This is a genomic window from Paraburkholderia xenovorans LB400, from assembly GCF_000013645.1.
GTDB lineage: Bacteria > Pseudomonadota > Gammaproteobacteria > Burkholderiales > Burkholderiaceae > Paraburkholderia > Paraburkholderia xenovorans.
The window spans coordinates 615,534-631,549 of record NC_007952.1 but is presented as its reverse complement, the minus strand read 5'-3'; the positions used below and the strand labels follow the sequence as shown (position 1 = coordinate 631,549).

The window sequence follows — 16,016 nt, the reverse complement described above, 5'->3', positions numbered from 1 at the left end:
GCGCCCGTCCTGGTCAATCAGGCGGCGCCGTAGGCCCCGCCGCCCGCGGTTTCCATCAGTACACGATCACCCGCATTCAGCACCCGCGGCTCCGTCGGATCCGTGATCTGCCCATTGATCATCAGGCGGCCCGGCTGGCCGGCACCGCCGCCCGCCAGCCCCGGCGGCGACGACTTGAGCTGGGTCATGAGGAAAGACGCCGTGACATTGGCCGCCTCCGGAAGCAATTCGAATTCGAAACTGATGCCGCATCCCCCGGGATGCTTGCCGGCCCCGCCACTGCCGCGGCGAATCTCGCGGCGCAATACCTTGATCGGCGCGAGCGACTCCATCATCTCGACTGGCGTATTGCCGAGGTTGCCTGGAAAGCTCAGCGCCGAGAAGCCGTCCCGCCGCGAATTCGCGCCCTGCCCCGCGTTCAGGAAGTTGACCACCGCGAAGCGCTTGCCGCGATATTCACCCGACATGGTCATCGACGAATTGGGCGAACCGGCCGCCCAGACCTTCTCCGGCAGCACGTCGCCCAGTGCGCGGAATACGCAGGCCGGCAGCAAATGGCCGATCGCACTCCGGCCGCCGGAAGCCGCGGGATAAGTTGGGTTGAGCAGCGATCCGAGCGGCGCCGTCGTCGTGATCGGCACGAAACTGCCTTCGTTGTTCGGAATATCCGGGCACAGCAGCGTCTTGATGCCGTACACCGTATAGGCGAACGTGTAAATCGGCACCACGTTGAGCGCGCGTGCAAGTTGCGGACTCGTGCCCGCATAGTCGATGTCGATCCGGTCATCGGTCACGGTCAGCCTGCACTTGAGTTCGATAGGTTTTTCAAACCCGTCATGCAATACCACCGACTCGTACACGCCATCGGGAATCTTGCGGATCGCGTCACGCATGGCGTTCTCCGAACGCTGGCGCACTTCGGCGCCCAGCGCATCGAGATCGACCGTGTCGAGCAACCCCTGCAGGCGCTCGCCCATCATGCGGCACGCCGATACCTGCGCCCAGATGTCGCCCATGCCCTGCTCCGGCGCGCGGACGTTCTGCATGATCATTTCGATCAGCACGTCGTTCGGTTTGCCCTGGTCCAGCAGCTTCATCATCGGGATCTGGAGTCCCTCTTCGTAGATCTCGCGGCTGCTGTTGCTGCGCAGCTTGCCGCCAATGTCCACGAGATGCGAGACGACGGCGGCGAAAGCCACCAGTTCGCCGTCACGAAAAATCGGCGTGACGGTCGTGACATCGTGAATATGCCCCGATCCTTTCCACGGATCATTCGTGATATAGACATCGCCTTCTTTCATGGTGGCGGCCGGGTACTTCTCCAGAAAGTGGCGCACGGTGGCAGGCAGACAGCCAATGAAGCCCGGCAAGCTCATCGTGGACTGTGCGAGCGACCGGCCCTGCGCGTCGGTCAGCACGATCGCGAAGTCGTTGCCGTCGCGCACCAGCGTCGAGAAACAGGTTCGCACGAAAGCCGCGGAGGCTTCGTCGACCACGCTGATCAGCCGCTTCCAGAGAATTTCCAGCTCGATCGGATCAAACCGGCTGGCCCGCGCCGCCGGCGTCCTGGACAGTTGACTCATTTATTCGAACTCCTTGATAGTGACGGATGTCGTGAGGTCGGCCAGCACGGTAACGTCGGACCTCACCGCGACGACAATGGTCGATTCGCGTTCTTCCAGAATCAACGGACCTTCCAGCGTCCGGCCGGGCGGCACCGAGTAGCGGTCGTAGACTGGCACTTCGTGGTATTCGCCGCGCAGCGGCAGATAGATCTGACGTGTGCCGCGCCGCGCGTCCGTTGTCTTGACGCGATCGTCGCCCCATTCGAAGTGGTGACCCGCAGTCCGCGCCCGCCCTGTCAGGCGCCATGTGACGACTTGCGGCCGGGCATTCGGCACGAGGCGCCCATACAGCTTTTCGTATTGCTCCTCGAACGAAGCCAGCACCTTTGCGCCGGTCGCGTGCGTGACGGCCTCGTACGGAATCGATACCGAAACGTCGGCGCCCTGGCCGTAGTAACGCATCTCGGCGCCGATACGCCATTCGACGTCGGTGGCGCCGGCCGAATCGAGCTCGACTTCGCCCTCCTGCCTGAGCTTGCCGAGATTGAACGCCACCTGCGGCCAGTCGGTATCGGCAAGCAGTTGCGGGCTGGAGAACGCGCGGTCGACGCGAGCGGGAGCGGCCAGCATGCCCAGACAGGACCCAGCCCCCGCGGCGATCGGAATCAGCACACGCGGAATGCGCAGCTTGCGGGCCACTTCCACGGCGTGAACCGGTCCGGCGCCGCCGGTCGCCACCATCGCGAAGTCGCGCGGGTCATGGCCGTTTTCAGCGATGTGGATCCGCGCGGCACTGGCCATGTTTTCGTTGACCATGTTGTAGATGCCCCAGGCCACGTCGGTCGCGGCCATGCCGAGTCTGTCGGCGAGCCGTTGCATGGCGGCCCGTGCGAGGCCGGTGTCGAGCTCCATTTCGCCGCCGAGAAAGTTCGACGGGTTCAGGTAGCCCAGCAACAGATCGGCGTCCGTCACCGTGGCGTCAGTGCCGCCGCGTGCATAGCATGCGGGTCCGGGCACCGAGCCTGCCGACTCGGGGCCGATGTTGAGCAGGCCCAGGCGATTGCAGTACGCGATCGACCCGCCACCCGCGCCGATCTCGATCAGTTCGATGCTCGGAATGAGGATAGGCAGGCCCGAGCCGCGCTTGAAGCGTTCGACGCGTGCGCACTCGAAGCTGTGCGCGACCGGCGCTTCGCCGCCGACAGCGACGCACGCCTTGGCCGTCGTGCCGCCCATGTCGAAGGCAAGCACCTGCCTGACGTCGTTCTGATAGGCCGTATTGAGCGCCGACAGCACACCGGCGGCCGGCCCCGATTCGAGTAACAGGATCGGCGATTCGGCGCCGGCCTTCGCCGAGGTGAAGCCGCCGCTCGACACCATCACGCGCAACGGAATGCCGTCCTGAATGCGGGCAATCCGGTTCTCGAGTTCGTGCAGGTATTCGGCGACGATCGGTTTGACGTACGCATTGGCGACCGCCGTGGACGTACGCTCGAATTCCTTGATTTCCCGGGCAAGGTCCGACGAAATCGACACGGCGAGGTTGGGCAACGCCTCCTTCAGACGAGCCTCGATACGCTTTTCGTGCCCGTCGTTGACGTAGGCGTGCAGCAGCGACACGGCCACGGACTCGACCCCGAGCGCGGCGAGATCGTTCACCATCCGGTCGAGCGCGGCTTCGTCAAGCGGCGTCAGCACTTCGCCGGTCGCATCGAGCCGCTCGTCGACTTCGACACGCAGGTCCGCCGGCACCAGCGGCGTCGGCAGCACAATGTCGAGATCGTAGATGTCGTAGCGCCATTCGCGGCCTATATCAAGTGCGTCACGCATGCCGCTGGTGGTGATGAGGCCGGTTCTGGCGCCCTTGCGTTCGATCAGCGTATTGGTGATGAGCGTGGTGCCGTGAACGACTTCAGCCAGCTTCGGCGCCGAGGCTCCCATCGACGCGGTGACCTGCCGCAACAGGTTGAGGGCGACGGTGGAAACCGCTTCGCCCGGATCATCGGGCGTGGTGGGGGTTTTGCCGACCCAGATGCGGCCGAGCGGCGACAGCGTCGCGACGCCGTCGGTAAAGGTTCCTCCGATATCCACGGCAATGCGCAGGACATTGGATGTCGAGATGGATTGACTCAAGATGTTGTATTCCAGATCGGTTCTATGGGACGCCTGGCGGCGCATCAATACGCCACGGTGATCAGGCGTTCTTCGGTCATTTCGCGGATGGCGTAAGCCGGGCCTTCGCGGCCGAACCCGCTGTCCTTGACGCCGCCGAACGGCATCACGTCGATGCGCGCGCTCGAAGCCTCGTTGATGTGCACCCCGCCGAACGCGAGCTCGCGCGCCGTACGGAACGCCGTCTTCAGATCCGACGTAAAGAGCCCTGCTGCAAGGCCGAAATCGCTGGCGTTGGCGCCCGCCACCGCTTCGCCGATATCGTCGAATTCAATGATCGACACCACGGGCGCGAAGACTTCCTGGCAAACTACCTTCATTGTCGCGTCGACCCCGTGAAGCACGGTCGGCTCGAACAACGCGCCTTCGCACTTGCCTCCGGTGAGCAGCCGCGCCCCGCCGTCAAGCGCTTCCCTGACCCACGCCGCCGCCCGCTGCGCATGCTGGACGGAAATCATCGGGCCCAGAATGGTTTTCGGATCGGCCGGGTCGCCATAGGGAGTCGCCTTGACCGCCGCCACGAACCTGGGAATGAATTCGTCGGCAATGCCGCGGGCGACGAACAGGCGCTGCACCGACGTGCAGACTTGCCCTGCTTTGCGAAAACCCGCGTTGACGATCTTGGGAATCGCGAGGTCGATGTCGGCGTCCTCGCAAACGATGGTGCTGGCAATGCTGCCCAGTTCGAGCTGCATTCCGCGCAAGCCCGCGGCCTGCTGGATTTCGCGGCCCACCTGCGTGCTGCCGGTGAACGCATAGAACGCGATGCGCGGATCGGCCAGCAACTGGCGGCCGATCGCGCTGCCCGAACCATGCACCAGCGCCAGCAGATTCGCGGGCAGTCCCGCGTCGATCAGAACCTTGCACAACTCGACGGCCGACAGCGGTGTTACGTTCGACGGCTTGATCACCACCGCGTTGCCGCCCGCAATGGCCGGCCCCACTTTGTGTGCGAGCGTGTTGAGCGGCGAGTTGAACGGCGTGATCGCGCAGACCACGCCGCGCGGCACACGAATCGTGAAGCCCATCCGGTTCCTGACTCCCGCGGCGGCTTCCATCGGGACCAGTTCGCCTGCCAGATGCTTGCCTTCTTCCGCCGACAGTTCGAATGTCTGCACACAGCGGCGCACTTCGTTCTCGCCGTCGGCGTGCGTGAAACCCGCCTCATCGCGCATCAGGTCGATCAGCATCGGCATGCGGCTTTCGACGATCCGGGCCGCTTCCATCAGAATCCTGAAGCGCTCGTAAGGCGACAGGGTGGACGCCCTGAAGCCGGCCAGCGCGCCGTCGACAGCCTGGGTGACTTGCGCGGCGGAGGCCACGGCCATCCGGCCATATTCGTTGCCGTGATACTTGTCAGTAAGTGACTGGGCTGATTCTCCGTCCACCCACTTCCCGTCAATCAGCAGTTGTGACATGGGGTGCTCCTTGAGTCCGTCTTATACGGCGATGCCTTCCATGAAGCGCAGGCGGATCTTCGCGGGGTCGCGCTCGGTGACACCGGCGGGTTTCGCGTTGTCCGTGTGAACGGCGATGAAGGCCGGCCCATTGCCGGCCAGCGCGCTGTCCACCAGCGCGTCGAAGTGCGCTTCGTCGGCGGCCCATGCACTTTGTTCGATGCCCGCGCCGCGAGCGATCGCCACGAGGTCGACCGTGCCAGAGGTGAGCGTCTTCTGCGAACCGGTGATCTGATAGACACCGTTGTCCCAGACCACCATCAGCAGATTCTTCGGGGCGCGCGTCGCCACCGTGCCGAGCGCGCCAAGTTGCATCAGCAACGATCCGTCGCCTTCCAGCGCCACCACCTGACGGTGCGGCTGCGCCGTCGCCACGCCGAGCGCGATTGGAATTGCCAGGCCCATGCTGCCGAGCATGTAGAAATTCTGCGGGCGCTGGCCGCTCGCCCAAAGATCGAAGTTGTTGTTGCCGATGCCGCCGATCACGGCCTCGCCGGACTTGAGTTTCGCCACGAGTCGCCGGGTCATGTCAGACCGGTTCATCACCTTGGCGGCACTTCGCACCACTGCGTTTTTCTCGGATGAGGTCATAAAATGCTCCACCTTTACTGGGACGTGTTGCTCTTCTTGGTGAGCAGAGGGGAAAGAATGATGGCGGCCGGCTCCTGCGTGGAAAACGCCTGCTTGATCATGCGGTCGACCACGAATTCGACATCGTCCAGACGTTCGATCGCGAAGTGCTCGATGCCGAGCGACGTAAGCACCGGCCGCATCGTGCGGCACACCACGGCTTGCCCGAGCTGGAAATCGCCGAGCGTGCCGCGCTCGGAAATCAGCATCACGAGCGGCAGTTGATACGGCCGCACGAGCGAGGCCAGCGCATTGGGCAGCGTGGCGAAACCGCTGGTCTGCATCAGCGTGATACCGCGCATGCCGGCCATGTAGGCGCCCACCGTGATGCCCACCGCTTCTTCCTCGCGCGCCGGGCAGATAACGGTGAAGTACGGATCGGCGTGCACCGCGTCGATCAGCGGCCTCAACACGTTGTCGGGCACATAGGTCACGAGCCGCACTTCGTTGGACTTCAACGCCTGGACGACCACGTCGGCCCAGGTCTTCACGGGTGTTTCGACAGACATTCGATTTCCTCTTCTGGGTGTCTCGTAGTGCGCAGCCGGCGCCGAGGCCGGTGCGATGAAAATATCCTAAGTCGCCCATTTGATCGGCACAAACAACTAGTTTTTGTCCATTACTCACTTTTGGCGATAAATGCGGCCACCCGCAATCGTGCTGCGCCTGGCGATGGGCCACCGCGCGGCATTGACCAATGAATCCGCTTTCCGCGCGGGGAAAAAGCCCCTTCACGAAGCGGAAAAATGATGTGCGACACTACCGACTCTCTCGGCAGGAACCCCTTTCATGGGACGCACTTAATGGAACTCCGCCAGTTGCGCTACTTCATCAAGGTGGCCGAACACGGCAGCATGGGGCGCGCCGCCGCCGACCTCGGCGTCGTCACATCGGCGCTCAGCCAGCAGATCAGCCGGCTCGAAGGCGAACTGGCCGCCCGGTTGCTGACGCGCACGGCCACGGGCGTCACACCCACCGACGCAGGCATCGCGTTTCTTCGCCAGGCACAACTGGCACTACGGCACGCCGACAGCGCTGCGCATGCCGCCCGACAAGCGCGGCTGACCGGTCACGTCAGCGTCGGCATGGCGGCCACCACGGCATCGGTCCTCGCCATGCCTTTCCTTCGGGCGATGCGCGAACGTTATCCCGACGTCCGCGTTCATCTCGTCGAGGCTTTATCCGGTCACCTCAGCAGCATGCTCAACTCACGCCGGCTCGACCTCGCGGTCCTGTTCCGCTCCGAAGCCGCGCAACGCTGGAGCGTGCTGCCGCTCATCGACGAACGGCTGTTCCTGATCGCGAAACCCGGCATGAAAGGACTGCCCGCGGCAGGCCCGGTCAGGCTGCGTGATCTGGCGGGTTTGTCGTTCGTGTTGCCCAGCAGCAGCCACGGACTGCGCGCGCTACTGGATGCGGCGTTCGTGCGGGCGCGTGTGACGCCCGAAGTGAGCGTCGAGATCGACGGCCTGAGCGTGCTGATGGATCTGGTGCAGGACGGTTTCGGCGCGACCATTCAGCCTGGCGCGGCCACGGCACGCCTGAGCGGGCAGCCGCTCGAAGTCCGCGAGATCCGGGATCGTTTCCTTCACCGGCCCAATCTTCTGGTGAGCCTCTCCGACGACGAACTGTCGCCGGCCGCGCTTGCCGCCCGCGTGCTGCTTAGCCGGGTGGCCTCGGCGCAGGTCACCAGCGGCAACTGGCCCGGCGCCACCCTTCACGAATCGTGAAGGCCTCTTGCCCGATGTAGCGTGGCGCTCATCGGGCAACGTCCCTATAGTGCGGTGAAGAAAAGAGGACACCCGCACATGATCGACGTTCTGGTAATCGGCGGCGGCAACGCCGCTTTATGCGCTGCGCTGACGGCTCGCGAAGCCGGCGCAAGCGTCACGTTGCTCGAGGCCGCGCCGCGCGAATGGCGCGGCGGCAACTCGCAGCACACCCGCAACCTTCGCTGCATGCACGACGAGCCGCAAGACGTGCTGGTCGACGCCTATCCGGAAGAGGAATTCTGGCAGGATCTGCTCAAGGTCACGGGCGGCATCACGGATGAACACCTGGCCCGGCTCGTGATTCGCCACTCGTCGTCGTGCCGCGACTGGATGCGCCGGCATGGCGTCAATTTCCAGCCGCCGCTCTCGGGCACGCTGCACCTGTCCCGCACCAACGCGTTCTTCATGGGCGGCGGCAAGGCGCTGGTCAATGCCTACTACCGCAGCGCCCGGCAACTGGGTGTCGAGATCCGCTATGAGACACCGGTCGATTCACTCGAGCTGGACGACAACGGCAATTTCATCGCGGCCCACACGAGCTCGGGGCGTATCGAAGCACGCAGTTGCGTACTCGCTTGCGGCGGCTTCGAATCGAACCGCGAATGGCTGCGTGAGGCGTGGGGGCAGAACGAACGCGGCGAATGGCCTGGCGAAAACTTCCTGATTCGCGGCACCCGGTTCAATCAGGGCGTGCTGCTCAAGTTCCTGATGCAACACGGCGCCGACATTATCGGCGACCCATCACAGGGCCATTGCGTGGCTATCGACGCGCGCGCGCCGCTCTACGACGGGGGCATCTGCACGCGTATCGACTGCGTGTCGCTCGGCATTGTCGTGAACCGCGACGCTGTGCGCTTCTACGACGAAGGCGAAGACTTCTGGCCGAAACGCTATGCCATCTGGGGACGGCTCACCGCGCTCCAGCCTGGCCAGATCGCCTACTCGATCATCGACGCGAAAGCGATCGGCCGTTTCATGCCGCCGGTGTTTCCCGGCATCCAGGCCGACACGCTGCCGGAACTGGCGCGCAAGATCGGCCTGGACGAAGCGCAGTTCGTGCAGACCGTCGAAACCTATAACGCGGCCTGCCGCATCGGCACGTTCGACCACACCGTTCTCGACGACTGCCACACTGAAAATCTGCAGCCGGCCAAAACCCATTGGGCACGCCCTATCGACACCGGACCGTTCTATGCGTTCGCGGTACGGCCTGGCATTACCTTCACGTACCTCGGCCTGAAGGTGGACGAAACAGCCGCCGTGCGCTTTAACGGCCGGCCTAGCGAGAACCTGTTCGTGGCCGGAGAAATGATGGCCGGCAACGTGCTCGGCAAGGGCTATACAGCGGGTGTCGGCATGTCCATCGGCACCGCGTTCGGCCGGATTGCCGGCACCCAGGCAGCGAAAGCCGCACTTCAACGACACCAAACCGGAGCACTGCATGAAGCCGCTTGACGATCTGATTCACGACGCAACCAGATTGGCCGGCGACGGAATTTCTGCCGCAGCCCAACCCCTCCACTTCAGAACCAGAGCGGATATTCTGCAGGGCGATCTCACCGGCAGCGAAGCGGAAGTCGCACGCGTCATGCAGATCTGCAATTCCTGCCGTTATTGCGAGGGTTTTTGCGCAGTTTTCCCGGCCATGAACCGCCGGCTCGAATTCGGCAAGGCCGACGTCCACTATCTGGCGAACCTGTGCCACAACTGCGGTGCATGTCTGCATGCGTGCCAGTATGCCGCGCCTCACGAATTCGCCGTCAACGTACCGCAGGCAATGGCAAAGGTGCGCGGGGAAACTTATGTCGACTTCGCGTGGCCGGCGCCGCTCGGCAAGCTATATCAGCGCAACGGGCTCACGCTGTCACTGGCCGTGGCCGCGGGACTCGCGTTGTTCCTCTCGCTGACCGCGCGCATCGATGGCGGACTGCTGCACGCGCCGACGGGCGGCAATTTCTATGCGATCTTTCCGCACAACGTGCTCGCGCTGATGTTCGGCGTTGTCTTTCTGTTCGCGATGGTGGCGCTCGGAACGGGCGTATCGCGGTTCTGGCGCAACGTCAGTCCCGGTTCCGCGTCAGGCGCCGCGGTTGCGGACGCGACCTATGATGCGCTGCGACTCAAGTATCTGGACGGCGGTCATGGCAAAGGCTGCAACAATGAAGACGACGCGTTCACGCTCAGCCGGCGGCGCTTCCATCACTTCACCTTTTATGGCTTCATGCTGTGCTTTGCCGCTACGTGCATCGCAACTCTCTATCACTATTTGCTCGACTATCACGCGCCGTATCCGCTCTTCAGCCTGCCCGTCATACTGGGCTCGCTGGGCGGCATCGGACTGCTGGTGGGTCCGGCGGGACTATTGTGGTTGAACCTGCGACGCGACCCCAAACAGGGTGATGTGGCACAGCGACCGATGGATCGTGGATTCATCGCGCTGCTGTTGCTGACCAGCGCGACGGGGTTGCTGCTGCTTGCGCTGCGCGACAGCCGGGCCATGAGCCTGCTGCTGGCGGTGCATCTGGGGGTGGTCATGGGACTCTTCCTCACGCTACCGTATGGCAAGTTCGCGCACGGCATCTTCCGCAGCGCGGCGCTGCTCAAGTATGCGATCGAAAAACGCCAGCCCGGCAACCTGCAACTCAAGGGCGACTGACACGTCCCATCGAAGTACCTTCCGCTTCCCTGCAATCACGTTGCGCGCCCAACCGCGCAACGTGATTCGCTGCTCAATGAACCGACCAGCCGCAGTATTCACCTTCCTGCGCCAGCTAACGCTGGCCTTCCGCGTTGTTCAGCCAGCGTTTGCAGCTCAAAAATCCCCCCGCCCGTCCGCCGGTTCGTGAGATCTCGCCGCGCGCCTGCGGCGCGGCGGGAAACCCTATTTCATCCGCAGGACGATGACCCGATCGCTGCTGATGTCGGTACTGGCGCGCAGTTTCTCCACCTCGCTCGCCGAAACCGCGCTCGCCTTGTTGCCCCACGAATGCCGGATCCAGGTAGCGACGTCGGCGATCTCCCTGTCGCTCAGCTGAAGCCTGAACGGCGCCATGCGGTAGGTATCCGGCATGCCTTGACGAACCACCCGTTGTGCGCCGTTGAGAATGAGGTTGATGACGGACGACGGATCTTTGGCGAGGACATTCGGATTACCTGCCAGAGCCGGCAGACGGTCGCCAAGCCCCTTGCCGTTGACGGCATGGCAACTGGCACATTGCGTGCGAAAGACTTCCGCGCCCGGATCGCGAAGATCTCCTCGCTGCAAGGCTTTCGTTGTCGCGTCGTCGTATGCGTAGACTGGTTCGTTCGCGTCAGCGGCGGAAAGCGACTTGAGATACGACGCAATCGCCTTCAGATCGTAATCGCTCATGAACTGCGTACTATTGTTATACGCGTCGGTCATCGGACCGAAAACGGAAGCGTGGCCATTGCTGCCTTCCTTCAGGAAAGTGACGATGTCGGCTTCGCTCCACCAGCCCAGCCCGGTAGCCGGATCTTCACGAAGATTGCTTGCCGTCCAGCCGTCCAGCGTCGCACCGCCGAGAAACCGGCCATCGCGATCGTCGAGCGCCTGTTCCTGGAAGGCGAAGCCCCGCGGCGTATGACACGCGCCGCAGTGGCCGAGCCCCTGAACGAGATAGGCGCCACGATTCCATTGCGCGTCATGGGCGCGGTTCACCGCGTAGGGCTGCGTATTCACGAATGCCGTATTCCAGATCGCGAGCGGCCAGCGCATGTTCAACGGCCATTTGATCTCGACCGGCCTGTTCTGCTGACGCACCGGCGCCACTTCGTGCATGAAATAGCCATACAGCGCGCTCAGATCATTGTCGGAGATCTTCGCGTACGAGGGGTACGGCATGGCCGGATACAGGTGGCGGCCGTCTTTGGCCACACCTTTTCGCACGGCCCGATCGAAATCGGCGAGCGTGTAGTTTCCGATCCCGGTCGCCTTGTCCGGCGTGATGTTGGTACTGAAGATATTGCCGAGAGGTGTGCCCATTTTGAGTCCGCCCGCAAAGGGCTTTCCGTTCGGCACGGAATGGCAGGCCACGCAGTCGGCCGCTCTCGCAAGATACGCTCCGTTCGACTCGGGACGAGATTGTGAAAACGCCGGACTACTGACCATTGCGAGCGCGATCGGCGCACACAAAGCGGCCGCAGTCGCCAGATTCAGATGTTTCATGCCTGCCTTTTGAATTGAAGTGTCGGCAGGCAGGGCTCATCTCGGCAACCATCGCCTCGCAGCCCTGCCCTTACCAGGGGTCACGTTGTCCGCCGCGGTTGTCCGTCAGGCAACGGTGAGTGCCGCCTTGACGCGATCGGGCGTGAGCGGAAGCTCGCGAATCCGCACGCCGGTCGCCGCGAAAACGGCATTGCCGATAGCGCATGCCGGCGTCACGTTCGGCACCTCGCCTGCCCCGAGCGGCGCATGATCGGAGTCGATCAAGGTGACGTCGATCGATTCGGGCACGTCGCTGAACTGCAGAACCGGATACGTCAGCCAGTCCGCGGAAGCGACCGCGGCGCCGCGGAACAATACCTGCTCCTTCAACGCGCGGCTGATACCCATGATCGTTCCACCCTCGGCCTGATTGCGCAGTCCGTCGGGATTGGCGACTCTTCCTGCGTCGAAGGCGACGAAAACCCGCTTCACGCGAATCACGCCGGTCCGCTTGTTGAGCACGATGTCGACGATCGTGGCGAGATTACCCCAGGCCCCGTGGTTCGCCAGTTTCCCGTCTCCGGCGCACAAGGCGCCAATGCCCCGGCTTTCGATCAGATCGCCGTCGATCACGGGCTTCTGCAACGGCTTCCAGCCCGCTTTGCGCGCCACGGTTTCGAGCACGATTCTCGAGCGCTTGTTCGTGGTGTGTTTCAGGCGGAATGCAATGGGATCCATGCCCGCTTTCGCGGCCAGATCGTCCATCATGCTTTCGATCGCGAAGGCATTCTGAATACCCGCGACCGATCTCATGTAAATCGCGCGGACGATCTCATGGGTGTAATGCGTAACGACGTTGATGTTGGCGATGTCGTAACTCGGACTGTCGGCGCCGCCGCTCAGGCGTTTGTGGCCAGGGTTGGTGCCCAGCGCGCGCCAGGCCAGTATATTGCCCTGTTCGGCCGTCGAGTGGCCCGGTGTCCAGTTCTCGAACTCCCACGCGGTGATCTTCCCCTGTGCGTCGAGCCCGGCCTTCACGTGAATGACGGCGGCCGGACAGAACGGCGACCACTGGTTTTCGTCCGCGCGCTGCCACTGCACCCGTACAGGCCTTCCAACGGCCTGCGAGAGCAGCGCGGCATCGCCCGCAGCATCGTCCACGCCGAGGCGCCCGTACGAACCCGAGCCCTGAACCCAGATCAGCCTGACCTTGTCGATGGGCATACCGAGCATGCCCGCCACGTCGCGCCGCGTACCGTCCGGCCACTGCGATCCGGACCAGAGCGTCAGGCTGCCCTCGCGGAAATCCGCCACGGCGCAAGACGGTCCCATCATGCCGTGCGAATTCACCGGAAGATAATAGGTTCCCTCGACCACCGTCGCCGCGTTCGCGAAAGCGGTCCTGACATTGCCGACCACGCCTTCGATCTCGTCCTTGATGACCGGCGTCTTGCGGATCGTGCCGTACATGTCGTCGAAATTTTCGTTCGTGCCGGGCGCCCACGTCACGTTCAGCGCATTTCGCGCACGCACGGCCGCCTGTTCGGTCTCCGCAACGATACCGACGAAATTGCCGCGCGTCACGACCTTGACCACGCCGGGAACCGGCTGCGCAAAACCATTCACGGACACCAGCTTCATCCCGCGCGCGGGCGGCAGCACCACCGTACCGTGCGCCATGCCGTCAACCACGACGTCATGCACGTATTTGAACTTGCCCTGCACTTTTGCCGGAATGTCGACGCGTGGCACGGAAGTACCGAGTACTTTGAATTCCTTCGGATCCTTGAGTTTCGCACGCCCGGTCAGTTGGGTCCGGTTGCCGTCCCCCTTGACGCCCAGCCTGATGTCGAAACGCTTGCCGCCAACCAGTTCCCCATAGCTGACCGATTGACCGCCGCCGGACACGCTGACCACGCCGTCCTTGACGACAAGCTTTTGCGACGGCACACCCAGCCGGGCCGCAGCCAGATCCATGAGGGCCAGCCTGGCCTCCGCCGCTGCCTGGCGCAGCGGCGGAAGATTTCTCGCAATGTTGTTGCTGGCCGTCGACTTACCCTGATCGACCGTTCTGGCGGTGTCGCCCATAACGAACGTGACCGAACTGACCGGCACGTCCAGTTCTTCGGCCACCGCCTGGACGAACACGGTCTCAACACCTGTTCCCATATCGATGCGGCCGGTAAACGCGGACACCGAACCATCCTGCTGGACCGCGATCCACGAGTCCAGCTGTTCAGGAGGCACTTTCCCGAAGGTGTCCGCGCGCGTGGCGCTCGAGCTGATCACCGGAATACAGAAAGTGACGACCAGTGCGCCGCCGGCTTTCAGAAAACCGCGCCGACCGGGCGACACGACATTCCCCGCCGGGGACGATGGAAGATTCTCGCGTGGCATCGCTCAGCCTTCCTTGCTCATGTGGTCGGCGGCCTGTTCGATCGCCGAGATGATCCGCATGTGCGTGCCGCAACGGCAGATGTGCCCTTGCATGGAAGCGACAATGTCACTTCTCGTGGGCTGCGGATTCGTGTTCAGGAGACTGACCGCCTGGATCATCATCCCGCTTTGACAATAGCCGCATTGCGGTACCTGCAGCTTGATCCACGCTTCCTGTATGGGATGCAGATCCGTCGTTTCGGGTTCACGATGTAAAGACGTGCCGGGCGTGCGCTTTCGTTGCTCCCACAGTTCGCCTAACCCCTCCAGCGTCGTGATTTCGTGTCCCGCAGCCATCGACACGGGCATGATGCAGGAGCGAATCTCCTGCCCGTCGAGCAGCACCGAGCACACGCCACACTGCGCAACACCACAGCCGAACTTCGTCGCATACAGTCCAAGCTCATTGCGTAATACGTAGACAAGCGGGGTTTCGGGGTCGGCCTGAACGGCATGCTGCCGGCCGTTCACGGTAATGGTAATTCCGGTTGTCATAGGAAAGCCTCGGAGACTTCGTGTTGCATCAGTTGCGCGCTCTCATCAGGACACACGACGCTCTCCCACACGGCGCCCCATGCCGTAAGCCCCGCAAACCAGTCGAACATCAGGCTGTAACAGCTCTCGTTCATTAGTGCGCGTGCGCGTCGTTGTGCGCTTCGTTGTGCGCCCCGTATCAACCAGGCTGTCGGCAATCGCCGCGCACCCAAAGCGTTGCCCACTGAGTTCATCAACGGGTGTTTCCGTATTTCATTCATTCCACGCGCCGCCTCCTCTGCCAGAGATCGAGACCATGACTAAAATATTTCCCACACCGGATCACCCCGCCGATCAATCTCCGGCGCCGAGACCAATTTCCCTGATCAACGGCTTGTATTTGGCGATATCGCGATCCTGCAATGCGCTGAACTCCTGAGGCGACGTCAGAAAAGGCTGGGCGCCGAGGCTTTCCATGCTTTTCGCCACCTCCGGCGTCGCCATCGCGGTTCGCAGGGCCGCATTCAGCCTGGCAACGATGACAGGCGGCATGTTCGCCGGCCCTTCGATACCCATCCAGAACTGCATGGTCGCAGCGGGATAGCCCTCCTCGACCGCAGTCGGTACGGCGGGCAGAAGCGGAGAACGCTTGTCGGACATCACGACGATGGGCCGAACCTGTCCGGCGCGAATGAAGCCGAGAGTCGACGGTACCGAATCGAACAGCATCGAAACGCGCCCGGCGATCACATCAGGAAAACCCAGCGCGGACGATTTATAGGGCACGGCGATCAGATCGATATTGGCCGTTCTCTTGAGAATCTGACCGGACAGATCACCTGTACTGCCTGTCCCACCGGACGCAAAGCTCACATCTCCCCTGGCAGGTCCTCGGGCGTAAGACACCAGGTCCGCCAGCGTTTTGACCGGCAACGAGTTGTTCACCACGAGAATGTTCGGCGTGGTCACGAAGGTGCCGATCGGCGTGAAATCCCGCGTCGGGTTGTAGTAGATATCCGGCAGCAACAGCGGCGCTACCGCGATCATCGGCGGGCTGGTCAGTAGAATGGTGTAGCCGTCCGGCGCGGCTTTGGCCACGAGCGTCGCGCCGATCGTCCCGCCCCCGCCACCGCGGTTGTCGACGAACACCGATCGGCCGAGAGCCTTCGTCAAGCCCGCGGCCAGCACACGGCCGATATTGTCCGCGACGCCGCCCACTCCATACGCGACCACCATGCGCACCGGTTTGTCCGGGTAACTGTCGACACCGTTTGCAACCGCGTAACGAGGCTGGAACAGCATCGATGATGCCGCCATCAATACCGTGCCGAGAAAACGGCCAGCG

At 63.2% G+C, this 16,016-nt stretch carries 13 protein-coding genes; 3 read left to right on the top strand and 10 right to left on the bottom strand.

What is annotated here, in order from left to right; genetic code table 11:
- Positions 1-17 precede the first annotated feature (17 nt).
- The 5 genes from BXE_RS24725 to BXE_RS24705 are packed head-to-tail and all read right to left on the bottom strand — an operon-like array spanning position 18 to position 6,333.
- Positions 18-1,583: a hydantoinase B/oxoprolinase family protein gene (locus BXE_RS24725; RefSeq protein WP_011490863.1), complete on the bottom strand. Its 1,566-nt coding sequence runs from the start codon at positions 1,581-1,583 to the stop codon at positions 18-20.
- Positions 1,584-3,698, bottom strand: a complete 2,115-nt coding sequence (locus tag BXE_RS24720; protein WP_148222995.1) for a hydantoinase/oxoprolinase family protein — start codon at positions 3,696-3,698, stop codon at positions 1,584-1,586. It abuts the gene before it with no gap.
- Between the two features lie 44 nt (positions 3,699-3,742).
- On the bottom strand, positions 3,743-5,155 hold the full coding sequence (locus BXE_RS24715) for an aldehyde dehydrogenase family protein (protein WP_011490861.1): 1,413 nt from the start codon (positions 5,153-5,155) through the stop codon (positions 3,743-3,745).
- 21 nt (positions 5,156-5,176) lie between these two features.
- Positions 5,177-5,785, bottom strand: coding sequence for a thiamine pyrophosphate-dependent enzyme (locus BXE_RS24710; RefSeq protein ID WP_011490860.1), 609 nt, complete (start codon positions 5,783-5,785; stop codon positions 5,177-5,179).
- Positions 5,786-5,799: 14 nt separating this feature from the next.
- Complete coding sequence (locus tag BXE_RS24705; RefSeq protein ID WP_011490859.1) at positions 5,800-6,333, bottom strand: thiamine pyrophosphate-binding protein; 534 nt, start codon at positions 6,331-6,333, stop codon at positions 5,800-5,802.
- 294 nt (positions 6,334-6,627) lie between these two features.
- Here BXE_RS24705 and BXE_RS24700 point away from each other — a divergent pair, with 294 nt between their 5' ends.
- The 3 genes from BXE_RS24700 to tcuB all read left to right on the top strand — a co-directional run bounded on the left by BXE_RS24700 (position 6,628) and on the right by tcuB (position 10,252).
- On the top strand, positions 6,628-7,554 hold the full coding sequence (locus BXE_RS24700; RefSeq protein ID WP_011490858.1) for a LysR family transcriptional regulator: 927 nt from the start codon (positions 6,628-6,630) through the stop codon (positions 7,552-7,554).
- Positions 7,555-7,632: 78 nt separating this feature from the next.
- Entirely contained in the window at positions 7,633-9,051 is a 1,419-nt protein-coding gene (tcuA, locus tag BXE_RS24695) for an FAD-dependent tricarballylate dehydrogenase TcuA (protein ID WP_011490857.1), read from the top strand.
- Complete coding sequence (tcuB, locus tag BXE_RS24690) at positions 9,038-10,252, top strand: tricarballylate utilization 4Fe-4S protein TcuB (RefSeq protein WP_011490856.1); 1,215 nt, start codon at positions 9,038-9,040, stop codon at positions 10,250-10,252. The genes tcuA and tcuB overlap by 14 nt, the downstream gene beginning before the upstream one ends.
- Positions 10,253-10,477: 225 nt before the next feature.
- Here the strand turns inward: tcuB and BXE_RS24685 are convergent, their stop codons facing one another.
- The 5 genes from BXE_RS24685 to BXE_RS24670 form a co-directional block, all read right to left on the bottom strand.
- A complete protein-coding gene (locus BXE_RS24685) occupies positions 10,478-11,782 on the bottom strand; it encodes a c-type cytochrome (protein ID WP_011490855.1) in 1,305 nt (434 codons plus the stop codon).
- Between the two features lie 105 nt (positions 11,783-11,887).
- Positions 11,888-14,116 carry a xanthine dehydrogenase family protein molybdopterin-binding subunit gene (locus BXE_RS24680; protein WP_040124995.1) on the bottom strand — a complete coding sequence of 743 codons (2,229 nt, stop codon included), beginning with the start codon at positions 14,114-14,116 and terminating at the stop codon, positions 11,888-11,890.
- Between the two features lie 45 nt (positions 14,117-14,161).
- The gene (locus BXE_RS24675) at positions 14,162-14,668 is read right to left on the bottom strand and encodes a (2Fe-2S)-binding protein (protein WP_407668628.1); all 507 of its coding nucleotides are present in this window, start codon (positions 14,666-14,668) and stop codon (positions 14,162-14,164) included.
- Between the two features lie 20 nt (positions 14,669-14,688).
- Entirely contained in the window at positions 14,689-14,826 is a 138-nt protein-coding gene (locus BXE_RS46645; protein ID WP_158340982.1) for a hypothetical protein, read from the bottom strand.
- A gap of 199 nt (positions 14,827-15,025) precedes the next feature.
- Positions 15,026-15,988, bottom strand: coding sequence for a Bug family tripartite tricarboxylate transporter substrate binding protein (locus tag BXE_RS24670; RefSeq protein WP_011490851.1), 963 nt, complete (start codon positions 15,986-15,988; stop codon positions 15,026-15,028).
- Between the last annotated feature and the right edge of the window lie 28 nt (positions 15,989-16,016).

Excerpts from the sequence above, each read along its gene's own strand:
- BXE_RS24705 (WP_011490859.1), bottom strand. The coding sequence starts at position 6,333 with ATGTCTGTCGAAACACCCGTGAAGACCTGGGCCGACGTGGTCGTCCAG.
- BXE_RS24710 (WP_011490860.1), bottom strand. The coding sequence starts at position 5,785 with ATGACCTCATCCGAGAAAAACGCAGTGGTGCGAAGTGCCGCCAAGGTG.
- BXE_RS24715 (WP_011490861.1), bottom strand. The coding sequence starts at position 5,155 with ATGTCACAACTGCTGATTGACGGGAAGTGGGTGGACGGAGAATCAGCC.
- BXE_RS24685 (WP_011490855.1), bottom strand. The coding sequence starts at position 11,782 with ATGAAACATCTGAATCTGGCGACTGCGGCCGCTTTGTGTGCGCCGATC.
- BXE_RS24725 (WP_011490863.1), bottom strand. The coding sequence starts at position 1,583 with ATGAGTCAACTGTCCAGGACGCCGGCGGCGCGGGCCAGCCGGTTTGAT.
- tcuB (WP_011490856.1), top strand. The coding sequence starts at position 9,038 with ATGAAGCCGCTTGACGATCTGATTCACGACGCAACCAGATTGGCCGGC.
- BXE_RS24700 (WP_011490858.1), top strand. The coding sequence starts at position 6,628 with ATGGAACTCCGCCAGTTGCGCTACTTCATCAAGGTGGCCGAACACGGC.
- tcuA (WP_011490857.1), top strand. The coding sequence starts at position 7,633 with ATGATCGACGTTCTGGTAATCGGCGGCGGCAACGCCGCTTTATGCGCT.
- BXE_RS46645 (WP_158340982.1), bottom strand. The coding sequence starts at position 14,826 with ATGAACGAGAGCTGTTACAGCCTGATGTTCGACTGGTTTGCGGGGCTT.
- BXE_RS24670 (WP_011490851.1), bottom strand. The coding sequence starts at position 15,988 with ATGGCGGCATCATCGATGCTGTTCCAGCCTCGTTACGCGGTTGCAAAC.